General features: G+C 34.3%; 23 protein-coding genes and 1 riboswitch. Of the genes, 9 read left to right on the top strand and 14 right to left on the bottom strand.

Translation table 11 applies throughout. The features are described 5' to 3' along the window. Positions 1 to 142: 142 nt before the first annotated feature. Both C8C85_RS13185 and C8C85_RS13180 read right to left on the bottom strand, forming a co-directional pair. A complete protein-coding gene (locus C8C85_RS13185; RefSeq protein ID WP_116797476.1) occupies positions 143 to 592 on the bottom strand; it encodes a hypothetical protein in 450 nt (149 codons plus the stop codon). Next, on the bottom strand, positions 579 to 1,088 hold the full coding sequence (locus C8C85_RS13180) for an RNA polymerase sigma factor (protein ID WP_116797475.1): 510 nt from the start codon (positions 1,086 to 1,088) through the stop codon (positions 579 to 581). The genes C8C85_RS13185 and C8C85_RS13180 overlap by 14 nt, the downstream gene beginning before the upstream one ends. A gap of 124 nt (positions 1,089 to 1,212) precedes the next feature. Between C8C85_RS13180 and C8C85_RS13175 the strand changes: the two genes are divergently transcribed. Continuing rightward, positions 1,213 to 2,661 carry a S41 family peptidase gene (locus C8C85_RS13175; RefSeq protein ID WP_116797474.1) on the top strand — a complete coding sequence of 483 codons (1,449 nt, stop codon included), beginning with the start codon at positions 1,213 to 1,215 and terminating at the stop codon, positions 2,659 to 2,661. A 218-nt stretch (positions 2,662 to 2,879) separates the two neighbouring features. On the opposite strand, the gene C8C85_RS13170 is transcribed toward C8C85_RS13175, so the two are convergent. Together C8C85_RS13170 and C8C85_RS13165 are read right to left on the bottom strand one after the other, a co-directional pair. Further along, positions 2,880 to 3,977, bottom strand: coding sequence for a YncE family protein (locus C8C85_RS13170; protein ID WP_116797473.1), 1,098 nt, complete (start codon positions 3,975 to 3,977; stop codon positions 2,880 to 2,882). Positions 3,978 to 3,981: 4 nt separating this feature from the next. Then, positions 3,982 to 5,829: a TonB-dependent receptor plug domain-containing protein gene (locus C8C85_RS13165; protein WP_116798486.1), complete on the bottom strand. Its 1,848-nt coding sequence runs from the start codon at positions 5,827 to 5,829 to the stop codon at positions 3,982 to 3,984. 30 nt (positions 5,830 to 5,859) lie between these two features. After that, positions 5,860 to 6,139: riboswitch (cobalamin riboswitch) on the bottom strand. A gap of 64 nt (positions 6,140 to 6,203) precedes the next feature. Between C8C85_RS13165 and C8C85_RS13160 the strand changes: the two genes are divergently transcribed. Together C8C85_RS13160 and C8C85_RS13155 are read left to right on the top strand one after the other, a co-directional pair. Continuing rightward, a complete protein-coding gene (locus C8C85_RS13160) occupies positions 6,204 to 6,416 on the top strand; it encodes a DUF2683 family protein (RefSeq protein ID WP_116797472.1) in 213 nt (70 codons plus the stop codon). After that, positions 6,407 to 6,670: a Txe/YoeB family addiction module toxin gene (locus C8C85_RS13155; protein WP_116797471.1), complete on the top strand. Its 264-nt coding sequence runs from the start codon at positions 6,407 to 6,409 to the stop codon at positions 6,668 to 6,670. Before C8C85_RS13160 ends, C8C85_RS13155 begins: the two co-directional genes overlap by 10 nt. 15 nt (positions 6,671 to 6,685) lie before the next feature. Here C8C85_RS13155 and cobC read toward each other — a convergent pair whose 3' ends face one another. From cobC to C8C85_RS13125, 5 genes are all read right to left on the bottom strand, one after another. Then, a complete protein-coding gene (gene cobC, locus C8C85_RS13150) occupies positions 6,686 to 7,222 on the bottom strand; it encodes an alpha-ribazole phosphatase (RefSeq protein ID WP_116797470.1) in 537 nt (178 codons plus the stop codon). Further along, a complete protein-coding gene (locus C8C85_RS13145; RefSeq protein WP_116797469.1) occupies positions 7,207 to 8,004 on the bottom strand; it encodes an adenosylcobinamide-GDP ribazoletransferase in 798 nt (265 codons plus the stop codon). Before C8C85_RS13145 ends, cobC begins: the two co-directional genes overlap by 16 nt. 14 nt (positions 8,005 to 8,018) lie before the next feature. Further along, positions 8,019 to 9,716, bottom strand: a complete 1,698-nt coding sequence (gene cobT, locus C8C85_RS13140) for a nicotinate-nucleotide--dimethylbenzimidazole phosphoribosyltransferase (RefSeq protein ID WP_116797468.1) — start codon at positions 9,714 to 9,716, stop codon at positions 8,019 to 8,021. Positions 9,717 to 9,866: 150 nt separating this feature from the next. Further along, complete coding sequence (cobU, locus tag C8C85_RS13130) at positions 9,867 to 10,397, bottom strand: bifunctional adenosylcobinamide kinase/adenosylcobinamide-phosphate guanylyltransferase (protein ID WP_116797466.1); 531 nt, start codon at positions 10,395 to 10,397, stop codon at positions 9,867 to 9,869. Between the two features lie 32 nt (positions 10,398 to 10,429). Then, positions 10,430 to 10,792: a DUF5522 domain-containing protein gene (locus tag C8C85_RS13125; protein WP_116797465.1), complete on the bottom strand. Its 363-nt coding sequence runs from the start codon at positions 10,790 to 10,792 to the stop codon at positions 10,430 to 10,432. Positions 10,793 to 10,889: 97 nt separating this feature from the next. On the opposite strand from C8C85_RS13125, the gene C8C85_RS13120 reads away from it, so the two are divergent. From C8C85_RS13120 to C8C85_RS13105, 4 genes are all read left to right on the top strand, one after another. Next, entirely contained in the window at positions 10,890 to 12,032 is a 1,143-nt protein-coding gene (locus C8C85_RS13120; RefSeq protein WP_116797464.1) for an ABC transporter substrate-binding protein, read from the top strand. A gap of 7 nt (positions 12,033 to 12,039) precedes the next feature. After that, a complete protein-coding gene (locus C8C85_RS13115; RefSeq protein WP_116797463.1) occupies positions 12,040 to 13,068 on the top strand; it encodes an iron ABC transporter permease in 1,029 nt (342 codons plus the stop codon). A gap of 97 nt (positions 13,069 to 13,165) precedes the next feature. Beyond that, positions 13,166 to 13,510: a 5-carboxymethyl-2-hydroxymuconate Delta-isomerase gene (locus tag C8C85_RS13110; RefSeq protein WP_116797462.1), complete on the top strand. Its 345-nt coding sequence runs from the start codon at positions 13,166 to 13,168 to the stop codon at positions 13,508 to 13,510. A gap of 51 nt (positions 13,511 to 13,561) precedes the next feature. Continuing rightward, positions 13,562 to 14,338, top strand: a complete 777-nt coding sequence (locus C8C85_RS13105; protein ID WP_116797461.1) for an ABC transporter ATP-binding protein — start codon at positions 13,562 to 13,564, stop codon at positions 14,336 to 14,338. Between the two features lie 60 nt (positions 14,339 to 14,398). Here the strand turns inward: C8C85_RS13105 and C8C85_RS13100 are convergent, their stop codons facing one another. After that, complete coding sequence (locus C8C85_RS13100; protein ID WP_116797460.1) at positions 14,399 to 16,006, bottom strand: class I SAM-dependent methyltransferase; 1,608 nt, start codon at positions 16,004 to 16,006, stop codon at positions 14,399 to 14,401. A 309-nt stretch (positions 16,007 to 16,315) separates the two neighbouring features. On the opposite strand from C8C85_RS13100, the gene C8C85_RS13095 reads away from it, so the two are divergent. Further along, positions 16,316 to 16,813 (top strand): hypothetical protein, encoded by a 498-nt coding sequence (locus C8C85_RS13095; RefSeq protein ID WP_116797459.1) that lies wholly within the window; start codon positions 16,316 to 16,318, stop codon positions 16,811 to 16,813. Positions 16,814 to 16,828: 15 nt separating this feature from the next. On the opposite strand, the gene C8C85_RS13090 is transcribed toward C8C85_RS13095, so the two are convergent. Genes C8C85_RS13090 through C8C85_RS13080 form a run of 3 tightly spaced genes read right to left on the bottom strand, consistent with a single transcriptional unit; the run spans position 16,829 to position 18,366 of the window. Then, on the bottom strand, positions 16,829 to 17,311 hold the full coding sequence (locus C8C85_RS13090) for a hypothetical protein (RefSeq protein WP_116797458.1): 483 nt from the start codon (positions 17,309 to 17,311) through the stop codon (positions 16,829 to 16,831). 1 nt (position 17,312) lies between these two features. Continuing rightward, on the bottom strand, positions 17,313 to 17,765 hold the full coding sequence (locus tag C8C85_RS13085; RefSeq protein ID WP_116797457.1) for a tRNA (cytidine(34)-2'-O)-methyltransferase: 453 nt from the start codon (positions 17,763 to 17,765) through the stop codon (positions 17,313 to 17,315). 25 nt (positions 17,766 to 17,790) lie between these two features. Next, positions 17,791 to 18,366, bottom strand: coding sequence for a pseudouridine synthase (locus tag C8C85_RS13080; RefSeq protein WP_116797456.1), 576 nt, complete (start codon positions 18,364 to 18,366; stop codon positions 17,791 to 17,793). A 168-nt stretch (positions 18,367 to 18,534) separates the two neighbouring features. Between C8C85_RS13080 and C8C85_RS13075 the strand changes: the two genes are divergently transcribed. After that, positions 18,535 to 18,900: a hypothetical protein gene (locus C8C85_RS13075; protein ID WP_116797455.1), complete on the top strand. Its 366-nt coding sequence runs from the start codon at positions 18,535 to 18,537 to the stop codon at positions 18,898 to 18,900. A gap of 102 nt (positions 18,901 to 19,002) precedes the next feature. On the opposite strand, the gene C8C85_RS13070 is transcribed toward C8C85_RS13075, so the two are convergent. Beyond that, a complete protein-coding gene (locus C8C85_RS13070) occupies positions 19,003 to 20,613 on the bottom strand; it encodes a hypothetical protein (RefSeq protein WP_116797454.1) in 1,611 nt (536 codons plus the stop codon). Between the last annotated feature and the right edge of the window lie 22 nt (positions 20,614 to 20,635).

The raw sequence follows: 20,635 nt of genomic DNA, 5'->3' as shown, positions 1-20,635 counted from the left end.
AAAATCTTTTGGGCGTGTCCCTACGGGTCGTGCTGTACGTTCCCGCTTTTTTTTTATCCCGTAAAAAACGGGATCAAAAAAAGAGCTCCACTGCCATCACTCACGCAAAACAAAATCTGATTTATTCTGACATTTATTCCTTTTATTCAACAAATACTTTCTCTTTGGTCACTTGATATACCTGAAGATATTGCACCCCTTCAACACCGACATTTACATTATCGGATAACATCGCCAATGCTTTCTGCGTTGCTTCAAAAGCTTCCTTAGGATCATCATAGGTTCCCAGCTCCTTGTTTTCATTTACTGCATTTTCATTGAAATAACTGTATGTTCCTACTCCCATCAAAACCACAATAGATGCTGCTATTGACAACCATGCCATTTTTCTTTTTTTAGAAACTAGTAATACCTCATTTGCAAACTTTTGTTCTTTTGCTTCAGTAAAATACCCAAATAGTGGTCGGTATTGTTCTAAATGTGGCGCTACATTTGAAGAAGAAAAATAGTTTTTCAACACATTTTCTTCGGCAATACTTGTCTCTCCTTCAAAGTATTTTTCTAAAAGTCCTTCCATTTTATTGAACTCCATAACTGTGTGTTTTTAACATATATTCTCTAATCGTTTTTCTTGCTCTTGAAAGTGCCACTCTCACGGCAGTTTCATTCATCTCTACTATTTTTGCGATTTCCGAAAATTCGCATTGTTCTATATCCCGTAACTGAATGATCAGTCGTTGTTGTTCCGGCAATTGGTCTATAATTTTTTCAACCCAATTTAAACTATCGTTATCTTCAACTTTTTTATCTAAACTTGGCTCTCTATCGGTGAAATTATTGTGAACAATTTTAAGATTACCCGCTCTTTTCGATTTTAACTGATCCAAACAATAATTTTTGGTCATTGTCATTGCCACTGCCTCGACACTATTATACGATTCTAAACTTCCATTTTTACTCCATAATTTTACCAAAATTTCTTGAGTAGCATCTTCTGCTTCCTCTGTGCTCACGAGTAATCGCTTGGCCAATCGAAAGAGTTTATCTTTGAATGGATTGATTAAAAGCACAAATTCATTTTGGTTCATAAAACGGCTATATTAATTCGGTTATATAATCAAGACGATTCACAATTATATTTGTTACAAAAAAAGTTTAATTTAAACTAAAGTTAGTATTTTTGCGTTCTATACCTACAAATAAATTCTTAACATGAAGGCATCTTTCAAAATTACACTTTTATTATTCATAGCCCTTTTTACTTTTCAGAGTTGCGAAGACATGGACGATGTTGCAGCTCCAGAGTACTTGGAGGTAAATGATTTTATCTGGAAAGGCCTCAATTTATATTATTTATGGCAAGCCGATGTTCCTAATTTAGCAGATACCCGATTTGCCAATCAAGCCGATTTAAATACATTCTTAAAAGGATATCCAGAACCAGAAGCTTTATTTGATGCGCTAAGAGTTGATAAATCGATCGATCGATTCAGTTGGATTGTAAGCGATTATCGAGAATTGGAAGGAATGCTACAAGGAACTACCAAAAATGACGGTGTAGATTTTGGTCTTTACCGTAAAGCTTCAGATTCTAATGATATATTTGGTTGGGTACGTTATATCATACCCAATTCTGATGCTTCAACAAAAGACATTAAACGTGGTGCCATTTTTTATGGTGTAAATGGAACTCAACTTACAGTAAGCAATTACCAAACCTTATTATTAAATGCAGAAAACTACACTTTAAATTTAGCTGATTATAATAATGGTCAAATTACGCCTAACGGAAAATCGGTAAAATTAACAAAAACAGAACTTTCCGAGAATCCAATTTTAATAAACAATGTAATTGAAACTGGAGGCCATAAAATTGGATATCTTATGTATAACGGATTTTATCCAAACTATGATTCGCAATTGAATGAGGCTTTTGGTTCATTAAAATCACAAGGTATTACCGATTTAGTTTTAGATTTAAGATACAATGGTGGCGGCTCTGTACAAACAGCAACACGTTTGGCCAGCATGATAACAGGGCAATTTACCGATAAAGTATTTTCTAAACAGAGATGGAATGACAAAATCAATGCTTATTTCGAATCCGAAGACCCAAGCGCATTGAATAATTTATTTACAAGCAGTATTGAAGGCACAGCGGTAAACAGCTTAAACCTTACCAAGGTTTACATCTTAACAACAAAAAGCACTGCTTCTGCAAGCGAACTGATAATCAATGGTTTAAAACCTTATATCGATGTGGTTCAGATTGGAGATATAACTACAGGAAAAAATGTAGGATCTATAACCATTTATGACTCACCTACTTTTGGAAAAGAAAACAGAAATCCACATCATCGTTATGCAATGCAGCCTATTGTTCTAAAAATTGTAAACGCTGATGATTTTGGTGATTATTTTAATGGCTTAACACCAACATATTCTTTAAAAGAAAACATAACCAATTTGGGTGTTTTAGGTACTTCTTCAGAACCTCTTTTGAGTACTGCCATTGGAAAAATTACTGGAACTGCCAAAATGGTTAAAAAAACTACAGGAAAACAATTCCCTTATTTTGAAGATTCAAAATCAATTAATGGAGTACAAAACCAAATGTATGTTGACAAAGTACCAGCGGGATTGTTAAGATCTTTAGAATAATAAAGCATTGTTAGAAACGATAAATTATTTTCATTTCTAACCAAATTAAAACAAACAAACTCAATCAAAAAAAGGCTTTCATCACTGAAAGCCTTCTTTTTTCAAAAAACAATTACCTAATACGTTAATTAAGCCAATAGAAATACCACAAACTATTAAACCCACAACCGTATTATAATAAAAACTATTAGACTAAAAAAATTGACCAAGAGTATAAATTAATCATTAAAATAGAAACCCGCTGGAATAACACCAACTGAGAATGTTTTTTCTAATGTACCAATTGATGGTGAGGTTAATGCATAAATATAAACTTTTCCATTGTGGGTGTAATCTCCTGCATCCCCAACATAGATATGGTTTCCGTGTACTGCAAAACTATACACTCCGTAAACTCCTTGTGCCGTAGTACTAAATGCTGAAGTTGTAGATAAAGCTGTTGCAGTTGCACTCATTTTATAAATATCAGAATCGATAGTGTAATAAACATCGTTCCCGTTCAATACCAAATTCGATAAATGCTTAGTGGCATCTGAATAGGCAATTGTGCTAGTCACTTTATTTGACGCTAAACTTACTTTAACAATTTGACCTGCAGTTTCTGTCAAAGGAGCGCTTACATAACTAGGATTTCCGGCACACGATACCCATAAAGTTCCGTCTTTTATTTCCATATTCTCCGGAACATCTCCAACAGTAATTGTTGTTGAAACAGTATTTGAAGCTGCATCAATAACCGAAATTTTATTACCATAGTTAAACCCCCCTTTATGAGCTACGTATAATTTTCCCAAATTCGCTATAACTTTTTCAGGTCCTTCTACAACCGGAATAGCGCTTGATACTTTATTTGTGTTCAAATCGATTACGGCCACATAATCATCTGTTGCAACGCTTCCGTCACCCCAATTAGTAACATATCCTTTACCATTTGCAAAAGCAATATATCTTGGATTCTTCAATCCTGAATTGATGCTTCCAACACTCTTTAAAGTATAGCGATTTACAATTTCTATTTTGTTGCTTGCATTCAAAACGATATAAGCAAATTCATTATTGAAACCAACATCTTGTCCTGTGTCACCCAATGTTATTGAAGGATTTACTACCGAAAAAATATCATTTTGAGCAATTGAAAAATCTGAGGAAACATAAGAAACCGAAGCATCATTATGACCAAATCCTCCTTGATTCAAAATCAAGAATCCATTGTCATAACTTCCTAATGGAGTGTCTTCATTCGTGTCATCATTGGTACACGAAACAAAAAACAACGAAAAAATTAACGCTATTAAAACTAGTTTACTGAAATTCATTTTATTAAAATTTAAAGGTTAGGTTGATTGTAAAATTTCTTCCCGGCATATAATGCTGTGAAATACTTTGATAATTTTGATTAAAAAGGTTCAATGCCTGCAAACCTATTTTGCATGTATATTCCTTTCCCAAATCGTAATAGAAACCCAAATTGGAGACCCAATATTCTTTGACTAAATGATTTTTTTGGGAAGGTGTCGTAACGGCTCCGTTAAATAAAAACTGATAGGTTACAGCTATTTTTTTATACGAATAGGAAAGATTCGAATTGAATTTATGATACGGAACATAGATTAATTGTTCTCCTGTTTCTACATTTTCGGAAACAGTGTAAGCATAACTTGCATTTAGTGCAATATTATTTTTTCCATAGGTATTAGTCCAACCCAAATTCGTTTCAGAACCATAACTATTTACCCGGTCAATATTTTCGGGTGTCCAATTGCTGCCATCCAAAGGAGCCCAACGAATCAGGTCGCTTATTTTTATGAAATAAATTGTTTCGGACAAAGTGAATTTTTTATACTTAAAAACATTTCCAAGCTCAGCCTGATAGGAACTCTCCGGTTTCAAATCAGGATTACCGCCTGTTTCCCAATACAAATCATTGAAAGTCGGGATTCTGAAGTTTCTAGAAAGATTGATTTTTAAATTATAAAGTGAACAAAACTTATAGGAAGAGCCCAACGAAAATAAAAAAGGACTATCATAATCTGAACTTACTTCTTTTCTAAAGCCCAATTCGTTTTGCCATTTTTCATTGTGTTGTTCTAAAGCTTTAATCGCAAGAGCACCAATTTGTCTCGTGTTATCCCCAAAACTAGTACCAAAACCTTTGGTACGATTGTAATCTAAAATTCCATTCACTTTGATGGATTCCGTCACTTTGTAACCCAAATCCATTTTTGCGATAAATGATTCTGATTTTCCAAAACTAAAATCATCGCTGTCGATATTCTCAAAATATTGATATTGCTCTGTGAGATACGCCACTTTATAATTACTACTGAAACTATTTTTGGTCGTTGAATATTCTAAAAGGTTTCGGCTAAAAGTATTCACGTATTTTGTTTTCGAATCCGATTCGGATATCAAAGAAAGATTCCTGTCCGTGTTTGAGGATTGACTGTAAAAGGTAATGATAGAATTGGGCTTTATTTTGTAACCCACATTAGCAAACAAATTGGTCGTAGCATATTGCCCATTTTCGTTTTTTCGTTGAATGCCATCCCAAGTATATTGGTTTAGGTAAGGATAATCATTATCCGAGCTATTTCTGGAAAATCCGAGCTGAGTACTCCATTTTTTGTTCGAAAGAACCATTTTATAATTGACTCCAATAGTATTGAAGCTTCCATAATCCAATCGAAAATCATTTTCAAATTTATTTTTAAAAACCAAATCATTGCTTAAGTGAACTGTCCCTCCGATGGCACCGCTTCCGTAACTCACACTTCCTCCACCGGCTTTTATACTTATCGAATTAAAATCCGGAGCAGTGAAAGTATTAAAATCAGCACTGCCATTGAGTTGAGAATTGACATTTATTCCGTTCCAAATTACGGCCGTTTGTGAAGCTGTCGTTCCTCTAAAAGAAACCGTAGACAACATTCCGCGTCCATATTCCTTGAAATACAATACACTGTTATAATTTAATAAATTGGAAAGGGAAGACTGATTTTTATTAATAACCGAATCATTAAGAATCTGGATGGATTGTGACTTATTGCCTGAATACAACGTACGGTCAGAAACAATAACTTCTTTTAAATTGGTTATAGAGTCATTTTGCGCCGAAATCAATTGGCACATTAACAAAGAAAGGGCAAATATTAGTTTTCTTAAAGTCATAATTTCTGAACCTTTTTTCCCGAAAGTTCGATATTCGTTAAGAAAAAAGGCAGGTCTCCTGGCTTGCGTCTTGTTGTTCACCTTCCCATCTCGTTTTTAGAACGAGACAGTGGCATTGTAGATAACAACAAGCTTGATAGCTTACAGTTGCGGGAACAGCGCAAGATTTTTGAATTTTGATGTCTGATACTTGATTTCAGAAGTTAAATTCTGAAATCAAAAATCGTTAATCAGCAATCTTCAATCACTTGCTTCCCTTTTAATGTGTTTTCGTAAAAAGTAAAACACAACCTTAATTCGGGTGCAAATATTGCAAAAATGAATTTAAAAATCCTAGAGTTTTATTTTTTATATTTGTACTAAACAATTTCATTATGGAAACTTTCATCATACATCCAAAGAACAATGAGGAGAAAAAAGTGGTCAAAGCTTTTCTTGAAGCATTGAAAATAAAGTTTGAAAACCAAACGACTGATTCAGCAGAAAGTCCTTATGATCCAGATTTTGTTGCTATGGTTGAAGAAAACAGAGAAGATTATAAAGCTGGAAAAGGTATTAAGGTTGATTTAGATGATATATTGAAATAATTTTCGTTCCAAAATCTAAATCCCATTTAGACTATTTCAAAAAGACAAATAACCAAATCGTTTTAAAGAAAATCAAACAGATTTTGGTATCCATTCAGGAAACCCCATACGAAGGAATTGGAAAACCTGAACCATTAAAACATAATTTATCAGGGTTATGGAGTAGAAGAATTAATCTGGAACACAGATTAGTTTATGAAATATTCGAAGATGATTCTATTATTTTAATCCATTCTTTAAAAGGGCATTACTAAAAATCACTATCTTTTTTAAATCTCAATTTTAATCACAGCACCGTAATCCAATGACGTTTTAAAAGCTTCCTGCAGAGGGAGATTATTTATTTTGCACAAAATACTTCGAATAACTCCAGAATGCGCAACAATAATAATCGGCTTTGAATGTCCTTTCGAAATATCATTATCCAAAAATTCTCTAACCCTATAATCCAAATCCACGAATGATTCTCCATTAGGCACATTTACGGTGACAAAATCTTCCATCCAAGGATCTAAAACTTCTTGAGGGATGTCATCCCAACTTTTTAGTTCCCAATCTCCAAAATTCATTTCCATCAATCTTGAATCCTCAATAATGGAATCGATTTGAGTATTTTCTTTGATATGCTTGGCCAAAATAGCACATCGATGCAACGGACTGGAATACAAAATAGCATCTTGTGGCAATTGATTTAAAATGGATTCAAAAACGGCATCGTAAGGCTCCCGAATTCCGACATCACTCTGACCATAGCAAATCCCCTTTTCACAAACCGTTTCAGTATGACGGACTAAATAAACTTCCATATTCCAATAATTGACAGATAAAAAATAACTTCACATACTTGCTGCGTGGCCCCCAAACAATCTCCGGTATATCCGTCAATCCATTTCTGAAAATAACGGGCAAGAAAGAAACGGGCAATAAAAACGGGAATTAAAGCCAATACTAATTGCCATTGAAAAAACGACAAAACCACAAGAGGCAACAAGCCAAAAAACGCAGCTCCAATTACTTCTTTCCAAGTGAAATTCTGAGCAATTGGTTTGCTTTTGCTCGACGCATCTTCTCTTGAATATTGATGTGTAAAAACTATGGAGATTGCCGCTAATCGACTTATCGAATGAGCAGAAATAAAGAGGAGAAGATTGCAGACGGCAGATTGCAGATTAATAATTTCTGATTTGGAAACTAGACTAAAAACAGCTTCAAATTTCAATAAAAAAAGTAACACTAAACCAATAGCTCCATACGCTCCAATGGCACTATCTTTCATTATCATAAGGATCTTTTCTTTGGTCCAGCCACCTCCAAAACCGTCGCAAACATCAGCAAAACCATCTTCGTGAAATGCTCCCGTAGTCAAAATTCCAGCAATTATGGATAGTATCAAAGCTATTTCTACAGAAAACACAATCGAAGACAGATAGTAAATTCCGAAACAAATTCCGCCAACAATCCAGCCAATTAAAGGAAAATATCGGGATGCTTTGTTTAAGTATTCGGAATTGTGATCGATGTTTTTGGGACACGGAATTCGGGTATAAAACATCAAAGCCGTGAAAAATATATGTAATTGTTTTTTCATATTTAAAATTAAATTTATGAACCGCTAATTCCAGCAGATTCAAAACTGGCCATTTCATTCAAAAAACAAACAGCGGATTGAATAATTGGAAATGCAACAGCACAACCTGTTCCCTCACCTAATCGCAAATCAAGTTGCAACAACGGCTGAACATTTAGATAATCCAATATTGTTTGATGTCCTTTCTCTGCAGATGAATGACAAAATATAGCGTTTTCTTTTACTGATGGATTCATTTTGTAGGCAATTAAAAAAGCAACCGTGCAAATAAAACCATCTACCAAAATGAGCATATTGTTTTGTTTAGCCTGAAGCATTCCTCCCGCCATTTGCATAATTTCAAATCCTCCAAAATAGGCTAACTTACTTTCTAAATCATTTGACCCATTATAATTCTCAAGAGCTTTTTTCAGAATATTTTGCTTTTGAATTAGCTTTTCGTCAACAACTCCCGTTCCGTTTCCGACACAATCTTCGATAGGTAATTCCAGAAGTAGACTCATCAAAACCGAAGCTGTGGAAGTATTTCCGATACCCATTTCACCAAAACCGATGCAATTGGAACCCGTTTCAAAAATGGAATTCACTATTGCTGCCCCTTTAGCAAAACACAAATCCAATTCTGAGTGACTCATTGCCGGACAATGTAAAAATGATTGTGTTCCCTTCGCAATTTTCGCTGAAACCAAATTAGTATTTGTTGGAAAATCATAATTTACTCCTGCATCAACTATCGTTAAATCAATATTATTTTGTTTGCAAAACACATTTATTGCTGCTCCTCCATCTAGAAAATTAGTCACCATTTGTCGGGTAACATCTTGCGGATAGGCACTTACGCCGTGATTGGCAATACCGTGGTCGGCGGCAAAAACAACTATATTGGGTTTTGTTATTTTGGGTTCTAAAGTTTGAAAAACGGTTCCTATTTGTTTTGCCAAACTTTCCAAAACGCCAAGTGAACCTGTGGGTTTGGTTTTATTGTCTATTTTTTGTTGGAGAAGCCCCTTAACCCCCGAAGGGGGAACATGGATAAGTTGCGAATTGGAAATTTTAGGTAAAAAATCAGGATTTATAGTAATGTTACTTTTATTTGCAACCTTAATTTCTTCCACAAAAGGATTTTCTCGCTTTTGTTTCCAATTCAATTGTTGCAACATTGGTTGGCTGTCATAATTGGTAGCAGGTTTGCCTACGCAAAAATATCCCAAAGGCTCTATGTTTTCGGGTAATCCCAAAAGCTGTTTGAACTGATAATAATTTAGGATTGAAACCCAGCCCATCGAATAGCCTTGTTCCGTCAATGAAAGCCAAATATTTTGGGCTGCACAAACTGCACTAAATTTTATGGCTTCATTACTTCCTACTGTTCCAATCGTAAAATTATTCAAAACGGAACGGTCGTAACAAATCACTAATCCAAGAGGAGCTTCCTCAATCGCTTCCAATTTTAAAGATTTGTATTGTGCTTTTTGCAGTTCATCATCGGTTAGGTTTGATGCTTTTTTGTCATAATCCAAAAATAAATCCTTTATCGCTTTTTTAATTTCAGCCGACTTTATCAGATAATATTTGGTGGCATCCGTCAAACCCACAGATGGAGCATGATGTCCAGCCTGTAAAGCATTTTGAATCACTTCATCTGGGACTGCATCGCTTGTGAAATGACGGGTGTCACGACGGGATTTTATAATATCATCTAAATTGGACATCTTAACTGTCTTTTTAAAATTTTTCAATGGCAATGGGGTATTCAATGTCAATTGCAATATCAATGTCAATGACAATGTTTAAAAATTTATTTTTGCTATTGCTATTGCTATTGTTATTGCTATTGTTATTGTTATTGTTATTGATTTTTGCTATTGCAATTGATATTGACCTTGTTTTTTTATCACAACCGGAATTCCTGAAACCATTAATACAACGTTTTCAGCTTTTTGGGCGATGTATTGATTCATCCAACCTTGAAGTTCTGTGAATTTTCTACCAATGTGCGTATCCGCATGAACGCCCATTCCGATTTCATTGGTTACGATTATTATATTTGTGTTTTCTTGTTTTGCAATTGCATCCAATTCGGCTTTGGCTTGTTCCAAACTTAAAGCAACATCATTTTTGGTATCCACAAAAAAATTAGTCAGCCAAAGCGTCACACAATCAACAACGGCCACTTTTCCAGAGAAATCAATTTCGCTTAAATGTTTTTCCTTTTCTATGTTAATCCAACGTTCATCTCGATCTTTTTGGTGTCGGTCAACTCTTTTTTGAAAATCATCGTCCCATTTTCTAGCCGTTGCCACATACATTGGGTTTTCGGACAAACCTTTGGCTAAATTTTCGGCATAACTGCTTTTTCCGGAACGTTCTCCGCCTGTAATTAAATAGATCATTTTTGGGTATATTGTGTTTTGTAGCTATTTTTTTAATAAGGACAATGCGTGCAATCACTTTTGCAACAATATCCCCGTTTGAGATGAAACCACGGTTTGAAAACATAGTTCCCGTCTTCAAAATAATAATCAATTCCTTCAATTATGTTTGCGGTTTCGGGCAAAAGTGAAGCTTTGTTTCCTACCGCCGTTTCAGGAGTTATAGTGGCCACAAATTCGTCTATTTTATTGGAACAAGCGGTTTTAAAACAAGTGGGGCATAGACAATCCATAATATCAAAAGGATTGAAAATGGGAGGAAAATCATTGCACCAACATTCCTTTCCTTCAACTGAATCTCCACAGCCAAAAGGCATTTTACAAGCCGAACAATGTTTCACTTTTAATGTATTCATTTGGTAAAGATAGCGTTTGTCTTAATTTTTTACTTCAAAAACTAAACAGGAAATTTATAATTTAATATACCTTTGCTCTTATTGTAAAAAATATAATATGAAATTTTCGTTCTACAAAGTTATTTTATTCGTCATTCTTTTTTCATTTATTGGATGTAAAAAAAATGAAAAAAATGACACTCAAACTGATGTCAACACTCCAAATAGCATTCAGTATGCCAAAAGTTTAGCCATTCACAAACACGAAGGTTATACAGTGGTAACGGTTTCAAATCCTTGGCCGGATGCGGTTAAAGATTTCACTTATATTCTAAAAGAAAAAAACGGAATTGTTCCGGACAGCTTAAAAAAATACACTGAAATTTCAGTTCCATTGCAATCTATTGTAGTAACTTCGACCACAAATATTCCGTTTCTTGAAATGCTCGGTGTCGAAAAATCACTTGTTGGTTTCCCTCATACCGATTATATCTCATCCGAAAAAACAAGAGCCTTAATTGATGCTGGTTCAGTTAAAAATGTTGGACAAAACGAGAAACTCAATATTGAACAACTGATAGAATTGTCACCGGAACTCATCGTCACTTTTGGGATTGACAATAACAATCCCTCTATTGAAAATTTACAAAAAAGTGGCTTAAAAGTATTAATTCAAGCCGATTGGATGGAGCAATCCCCTCTTGGAAAAGCAGAATGGTTAAAACTTTACGGAGCTTTATTTGGAAAGGAAAAAGAAGCTGACGTTCTGTTTGAAAACATTGTAAAAGAATACAACAACGCTCTAGCTTTGGTTGCTGATAAAAAACCAACTTCGACTGTTTTGTATGGTTCTATGTACCAAGACCAATGGTTTGTGGCCAAAGGAAGCAGCTGGGTTGCCCAATTTATGAAAGATGCCAAAGCCGATTATCTTTGGAAAGACCTCGAAGGTACCGGAAGTCTTGGGTTGTCTTTTGAAAACATATTGGACAAAGCAAAAACTGCTAATTTTTGGATTGCAACTGGTTCGTTCAAATCATTGTCTGAACTGGAAAAAGCCAATCCTCATTACAGCCAATTTGATGCTTTTACAAATAAAACCATTTATACTTTCGAAGGAAAAATGGGAGCTACTGGAGGTACTATTTTTTATGAATTATCACCATCGAGACCTGATTTAGTATTGAAAGATTACATTAAAATTTTTCATCCTGAATTGCTTCCCGATTATGCTTTTACTTTTGCTACTAAACTGAATTAGATACAAATTGAACAATCAAAAAAGAAATACAATCTTATTCTCATTCCTTTTTTTAGGGCTCATTGTGCTGTTTTTTGTGAACATCAGTTTGGGGTCAATTACTATCCCTTTCAAGGAAATTTACACCAGTTTGACAGGAGGCCAATCCAGTAAATCGACTTGGGAATACATCATCATCAACTACCGTTTACCCAAAGCGATTACGGCAGTTTTAGTTGGGATGGGTCTATCTATCAGTGGATTATTAATGCAAACTTTATTTCGGAATCCACTCGCTGGGCCTTATGTTTTGGGACTCAGTTCGGGTGCTAGTTTGGGTGTTGCTTTTGTAATATTGGGAGCTAGTGTATTGCCTTCTTTTTTGAGTGGTCTTTTATTGTCACCTTACGGAATTGTATTGGCTTCAACGCTGGGCAGTACTTCCGTTTTATTATTGGTTTTATTGGTTTCCCAACGCTTGCGGGACACTATGGCAATTTTGATAGTTGGACTTATGTTTGGCAGTTTTACCAGTGCAGTTGTGGGCGTTTTAACGTATTTCAGTTCAGCAGAACAACTGCAAAAATTCACTTTTTGGTCGATGGGTAATCTCGGCAATTTGTCTTGGACATCCATCCTTATTTTAACGATTTGTGTCTTATTGGGATTATTCCTCAGTTTGCTTAGTATAAAGCCATTAAATGCACTATTATTAGGTGAAAATTATGCCAAAAGTATGGGTTTAAATTTCAACAAAGCTCGGCTTATAATCATATTAGCGACGAGTATTTTGGCAGGAAGTATAACAGCCTATGCAGGTCCAATCGCTTTTATTGGATTGGCAGTTCCCCATATAGCCAAATTAGTTTTTCAAACCAGTAATCATACTGTTTTATTCTGGAGCACTTTGCTTTTTGGAGCAGCTATAATGTTGGTTTGCGATGTAGTCTCCCAAATGCCAGGAATGGAAATTACTTTGCCTATAAATGCTATTACTTCGATATTGGGCGCGCCAGTAGTCATTTGGTTGTTGGTTCGAAAGAGGAATTTTAAGTAATGGTGCAGGATTCAATTATAACCACATAGATTCTGTGTTGATTTCAAAATTTAATCTATGTGGTTAAAAAAAAATAAAACTATAAATAAAACATATTATGCCACATTTTGTAATTGATTGTTCCGAAAGCATACTGAATCTAAAATCCCCCCAAGAAATTATGCAAGCTGTTTATGACACTGCAGAATCCACTGGCCTTTTTAGCCCCGGTGACATCAAAGTTCGCATCAATCCTTTTCAATATTACAATGTTGGAAATACTACCGATGATTTTATTCATATTTTTGCAAACATCATGGAAGGCCGGACAATAACTCAAAAAAGCAATCTCTCGAACAAAATAGTTAGTCAGTTGAAGCAAATGTTTCCTGAGGTCCCGATTTTATCCATAAACATTAGAGATTTTGAAAAAGCAACCTATTGTAATAAATCTATGGTTTAAATTTTCGTTTTTCAGTAAAGTAACTACCTAAGAATTTAGAACATCTCAAAAATGAGTAATATCCTAACCACAGAAAATTTAAGCATTGGATACACTTCCAAAAAAGAAACTGTGACCATTGCCATAAACCTCAACCTGAACTTGCAGGCAGGAAAACTGATTGCTTTGATTGGGGCAAACGGTATCGGAAAATCTACTTTGTTGCGCACTATTACTGGAATTCAAAAGCCTTTACAGGGAACTGTTTTTTTGAACGATAAGAAAATAACCAGCTATGAACCTTTAGCACTCGCCCAAAATTTAAGCATGGTTTTAACCGAAAAATTACCTCCTAGTAATTTAACCGTTTTTGAATTGGTTGCTTTGGGGCGTCAGCCATACACGAATTGGATAGGTACTTTATCCGATGCGGATATTCAAATTGTACAAGACGCAATTGAGCTAACTCAAATTGGCCATTTGGCACAAAAAAAACATTACGAAATAAGTGATGGCCAACTACAAAAGGTTTTGATTGCAAGAGCTTTGGCACAAGATACTCCTTTGATTATTCTAGACGAACCCACAACTCATTTGGATTTATTACACAAAGTTTCGTTGCTAAAACTCCTTAAAAAACTAACGCATGAAACAGGAAAATGTATTTTATTTTCGACTCACGATATTGATATGGCTATACAATTAAGTGACGAGATGATTATTATGACTCCCGAAAGTGTGGTACAAGACGAACCTTGCAACTTAATCAGCAAAGGAAGTTTTAATACTTTATTCAAAGACGAACATATCGTTTTTGACAGCGAAAAAGGGAAGTTTGTTATTACTTAGAAAGTTGTCGGTTGTCGGTTGTCAGTTATCCCAACGCGACTGAAAACTGATAACTGATAACTACTCTCCTTTCAATAAATTAATGCTTACTGTCGCAATTTCCGAATCTGGGAATTTTTTAAAATAATTGAAGTCTGGAAACAATCCTGCTTCGGCGGCAATTTTATGTAGAACATCAATCTCCACAATATATTGATCCGAAAAACCGTGTGTCGCATCATAAGCCGTCGCAGCTGTTTTGCCTAAATTTGCAGCTGTCAAATGAGGTGAAACAGTATGCAATTCAATAATGAGCAATCCGAATTTATGAACATAAGGTGACCATTTTTTGAAGTGTTCCAATAAATTATCCTCGACTAAATTATTGCTTATTCGAACGCCTCTATGTGCAAATACTCCTGTTGAACTGCTTTTTCTACCGTTGGTAATTTGTTTTGGCATATCCCAAATTCGGTTGTGATCCAAAAAAGTTCTCACGTTTAGCAAATCTTTCAAATCGATATTATAATTCTCTCGTAAATCTTCTGCCAGCAAATCTGGACGACCAATATCTCCCCAAATTACTTTGGCCCAAATATCGGCTTTGATTAAATTGGCTCTTGTTACTTTGAGAGCAGCTTGATTATAATCTGCACCAACCAAAAATAAAGGATGCGTATCCAACATTTTTCCTCTCAAAGTTTGACGTTCAATTACATCAAAAATATGTTCCAAGAATGCACCATTTCCACAACCCATATCCAATATCCCTTTCGGCTGCTTAGCAATAGGCAAATTGAATAATTTGATAATAATCTCGTCAACTACTTTAAAATATGTATCGTGTGCACCACCACTTCCCCAGACGTTCATTTCTCGATCCACATGAATTTCATCTTCCCCATCTCCAACGATTCTTAAAACAGAAGGATTACCAAAAATTAATTCATCCATTTTACTAAAAGTAGGCAGATACGAAACCGTTACACCATATGCAGAAGCTCTTTTGGCAAAAAACAAACCAGTTTCTGTAAACTGATAATTGCCGTTTTTCTGGGTAAACCATTCTAAATAAACCAGAAAATCAAGAATGATTTTGAAATTTTCAGGTGATTTATGAAACTCTTCAGGGCGAAAGGATATTTCCATAAAATATTTATGGAACATACCACTCATACCGAGACGCACTACAGTTGGGCCAACCAAAAAGCCTTCAATATGCTTTAAAATTTGATGCTGAATGGTATTGGTCAAAGAATCTTCAGAGAACGAAATTCCATAATTGTCTTTATACTTTTCAAAAATAGATTTTAAGCGTTCAAAGGGAGCTTCTTCAAATAATCTGGGATGAAAATCCATCGAATAATGCAATAAATCAACAGCATCTTTGTACAATGGAAACAGGGAAAAAGCGATTTCACTTTTTTCATTACCACTGATGGTAATTAGGTCAGTATTCGTATCAATCTGATAATTGAGGAAACCTTGAGAAGCCAAAACCCGCAAACCCACATTGAGATAGCCTTCATTGGCTTTAAATTTATCGGTGAGTTCAGAAAGGCTTACTTCCTTTTTGTCTAAAATATAAGCTAACACTCCTTTTTTATACAAACAAAAAGCTACCGGAGCAGTTACCAAACCGTCGAGATGTCTAAAAATAGTACTTCGTAAGGATACGTTATCTATCATAAAAAGAGATTTAAGACCTAATATTGTCCATCTCAAATATATGAAATTTCCTTTAAAAAACTGATATCCATTACAATCAATAGATTTTAAACTCCTCATCCTAAATACATAATCAAATCTATCTCGTTGTCTCTGCTAACTGAATTAGCAAGATTAAACTTGTGATTAATTACAACATTAGGTCTGGTCAATAGTTTTTGATCTCATATTCAGGGACGAAAATGAATTTTCCAAAGGGAAAAAGGAAAATTTACTTTCAAAAACCTACAATAAGTTGTTTATCTTTGTAAAAGCCATAAACACTTATAAATGAAATACTTATTTAAAATAGTCTTACTTTTTTGGATTATCGTAAGTTCGGCACAGACAAAATTGGAATTAACACCTAAAGGCTTTGCTCCTCTTGTAATAGATATACCCAATCAACCCATTCATAAGTTAATAGAACAATCTAAAGAATGGGCATCGTATTACAATGCAAAGGGTTCTGATGTTTTTGATGTGACCGAAAATTCCTTAACAATAGAGGCTCGCTACGAAAATGCATATTACTATTGGAATTTAGCTGTACAATATAATTTAGACATCAAATACAGTCTTAAAATTGTGTTTGGAGAAAATCAAAAATATACCCTTACTTTTACTGTAGAAGAAATTTATATTGATAAGGTTCCTCTGAAAACTAAAGTGGCTAATTTTTTTACTCCTGAAGGTAAACTCAAGGAAGATTTCAAAGATGCAAAACCTTCATTGGAAAGCACCGCAAATAGAATTGTAAATTCCTATATTAATTTCATTGCCCGATAGGAAGTTGGTGATTACTTAGTTTTTTTTATTGTTAAATCGCTGTCTGTGGATTTTAGTAGAAGTTAATAATTCCTGTGAGCTGAGATTAAATTCATTCTCACTGAATTGCATTGTGGTATGATTATTGGCATCATAAAAAGCAAAGTCATGCTGATAACTGTGACCATCACTTGTATCCAATACGACAGTAACGATTCTTTCGTTTTCAATTTTATCCCACGTAACTATTGGCTCATTTTTAATTTGAATTCCTTGGGAATTGATTCTCATTTGAACTACCTCCCATTCAGATGCTAACTTCTTAATTTCTTTAATAAAAGAACAGGAAAAAGCAAAAACGATAAGAGCAGAAAAATATTCCTTAACGCAAAATAAATATAAACTGAATCCAAAAGCTAGGACAAGCATAAATATCCTGAAACCAATAGTACCCCTTGAAATATAAACCCGGGTTTCTTCTGAATGTAATAAATTATCTGGATCTATTATTGGTCTCATCCTATCTAAAATTAACCTGTCTCTTTGCTTCTCCAACAACAAAAGCAACTGAATTAGCAATATTAAAACTTCTAATTAACGGAGACATAGGGATAGTCAGGTGGTTTTCGAATAAAGCTAAAACTTCGGCGCTCAAACCCACACTTTCCTTGCCAAAAACCAACCAATCCCCGTCTTGGAATTTTGCGTCATAAATTGATGTTGAAGCATGGGAACTCATCAGAAAAACTCTTGATTGATCTGCAATTTGCGACATCCATTCTGCTACATTTTGATATTCAGTGACATCAAGATGTACCCAATAATCAAGTCCGGAACGTTTTAGGTTTTTGTCATTGATGACAAATCCAAAAGGATGAATAAGGTGCAAACGGCTTTCGGTGCCAACGCACAAACGACCAATATTTCCGGTATTATTAGGTATTTCAGGTTCTACGAGAACAATGTTTAGCATATTTATTTGTTTAATCGGTAATTTTTTAATCGTTTAATTGGAAATTAGAAACCTCCAAAACCTCACCCACTTTCAAGTCATTCAAAAGTACGTTTCCTATCCTGACTCTCACCAATCTCAAGGTTGGAAAACCAACAGCTGCCGTCATTTTGCGTACTTGTCGAAACTTCCCTTCATTCACAGTTATAGAAGCCCAAGAAGTAGGACCATGGCGCTCGTCCCGGATCTTTTTTCCTCTTGCCCCAAAATTAGGAATTTCATTTACAATAAAAGCCTCACAGGGTTTGGTGATGTATTTTGTGCCATTAAAACCAATTTCGACACCACTTTTCAATTGCTCAATGGCTTCGGGAGTAATAATACCGTCAACTTGCACATAGTATTCTTTATCAACTTTTTTGCTCCGAATGATTTCACTCATTTTTCCATCGGTTGTCAATAAAAGTAGTCCTTCGGAATCTTCATCAAGCCGACCAATAGCCATTGTTCCGGCAGGAAAATCGTGTAATTCTCCCAAGAGTTTCTTCTTACGCTTCAATTCGTAAATAAATTGACTTAAATAACCATAAGGTTTGTGAAGGACGAAATGATGGTGGGACATTCTAGATTTGTTTTGTGAGCACAAAGATAGATTTGTTTTTGCAGTATTAAAAAAAGACTACTGCACATTTCATTCTTCAAACCCAATGCTATGTTAATTGATTGAATTACTGCAGATAAAAAGCGTATCATTATAGTAATTTATAGTATTAACATAAAATTCAACGATATGGAAAGTAATAATTTAGGTTCTAAAAAAACCAATAACAAGCAAAATTCGGACACTGAATCCATCGGCAAAAACTTGAATCCAGAAATATCACAACTTAAGGAAGAAATAGAAATTGATAGCCATGGAAATAAAAAAATAGTTCAAAGAGCTCGCAATATTGAAGGAACTACTCCAGATCTTCCTGAAGAAATCGATAAAGATCAACTAGAAAAAGAAGGCTTGAACCGTGGAGTTTTAACGGAAAAAGACACAGAAAAAACACTAGAAAATAGAGATCGAAATTCTGATATAACCCCCAATCGATATCCAAACTCAAATCCAGACAATCATATAGACAGAGGGAACCAAAAATTGGATGAGTGAAATTAATTTAAAATACAAAATGCTAGATTTTCGCAAGAATATCTAGCATTTTATATTAATCGTATTAAGAATTAAATAATAGTATAGAATTAATATTTCCAATTAAAAAGTAACATTTAAACCCACATTAAACATCCATTGAAATTGATTGAAGGATTGATTTTCTAAAGGATTGATGTAATAATTCATTCCTGGCTCAATGAAAAATTTGGTCTTTTTAAAGAGTTCATATTGCAGCGTACTGCTCAATAAAGTTCCGTAAACAAATTCATTTACATTTTTGTTTTCCCCTATTGAACTACCATTCAAAGCAATATCATTAGAAATTAATTTCCCGACAAAACCTCCTGTGTTCATGCTAATATTGGTTTTCTTTTTACTCAAAATAGCATACGAAACCTCCAATGGCATTTCGAAATATTTCAAGTTTTGTGTTACATCCCCTTTTTCAAAACCGTTATCAGCTTTAGAATTAGAAGCAAACATATAATCTTGATTGTTTGATATTAAAACTATCTGATAGCTGTTTTTGGCAGAACTAGGTTGATAGGTATCACTTGCTATTGGTAAACTTCCAGATACCATTCCTGAATAATTTTGCTGTTTATAATAAGAAACTCCAGCTATTTTTTGCCCTAGTTCGTTAATTTTGAAACCGGAACTTACACCCCATTTTTTGTTCAGTTTATAATTCGTCTTCACACCATAACCATTAGACTGTTTTGAAGCCACAGTATTTCCCAGCGCTTTTTCATTGTTATAATTTTGAGAACTCATAACACCCGCAAAAACTTGAAGCGACCATTTATCTATACTTTCTGAAACCGTTTTTTTCTCTGTTTTGTCTTTATCCAATTGCACTAAAGCCTTCTCTAATTGTTCAACTTCTGATTTTATTTTACTTAAAGAATCTTTTGAACTTGTTTTTTCTGTAATTCCTTTATCATTGTTTAATCCCGAAATATCATTATTTTGATTACTTACAATAGATTTGTTATTGGCATATGTTTGGTTTACTTGAACCGATTTACTAATTACAATCTCTGATTTTGAAATGGTATTTTCTGCAATTCCTTTATCCTTATTTGCTTTTGAAACGTCACTTTTTTTATTACTAACTATTGCATTTTTATTTGAATTTGAATTTTCGCCATGAGCAGATTTGGCAATTGCCAAGTCAGATTTTAGAATAGTAGAAGTTGAATTTTGATTTGAAACTATTGCATTTGATTGTGATTCATTCTTAGCAATTTGAATCTTTCCCTTCTTTCTGCACTGATTCAAATTATTAAATTTTGCAGAATCTTTTGCTTTAGAAAAAATACTCGAAACAGTTGTTGTGACAACTTGATTGTTATTTAAATCATCATTTTTAATTCCTTTATCATTGAGATTACTACTTCCCCTTTGGTTTTTATTTCCATCCTGAGCACTCTTGCTTTTCAAATTCGAATCCTTTTGCAAAACAACTTCATTCGCATTATTTTCCATATTCATTTCAAGACCATTTCCTTGACTGGCATTAAAATACAAAATAGTTGGAACAGAAAGTCCAACTACTAAACTAGCAGCAATCGACCACCAAATAATGGCGCGTTTCTTCTTTTTAGGTTCATCTAGTTGCGCTTCAATTTTATCCCATAATTCGGGAGGCGGAATACTGGAGAAGTTTTCCAATGAAGAAAAAATAGATTTTGCTTCTTTATTTTTCATGCCTTGTTTCTATTTACTTTTA

The sequence above is a fragment of the Flavobacterium sp. 103 genome (assembly GCF_003096795.1).
Taxonomy (GTDB): Bacteria; Bacteroidota; Bacteroidia; order Flavobacteriales; family Flavobacteriaceae; genus Flavobacterium.
Note: the sequence above shows the minus strand (reverse complement) of the source record. Positions and strands in the feature narration are given on the sequence as shown.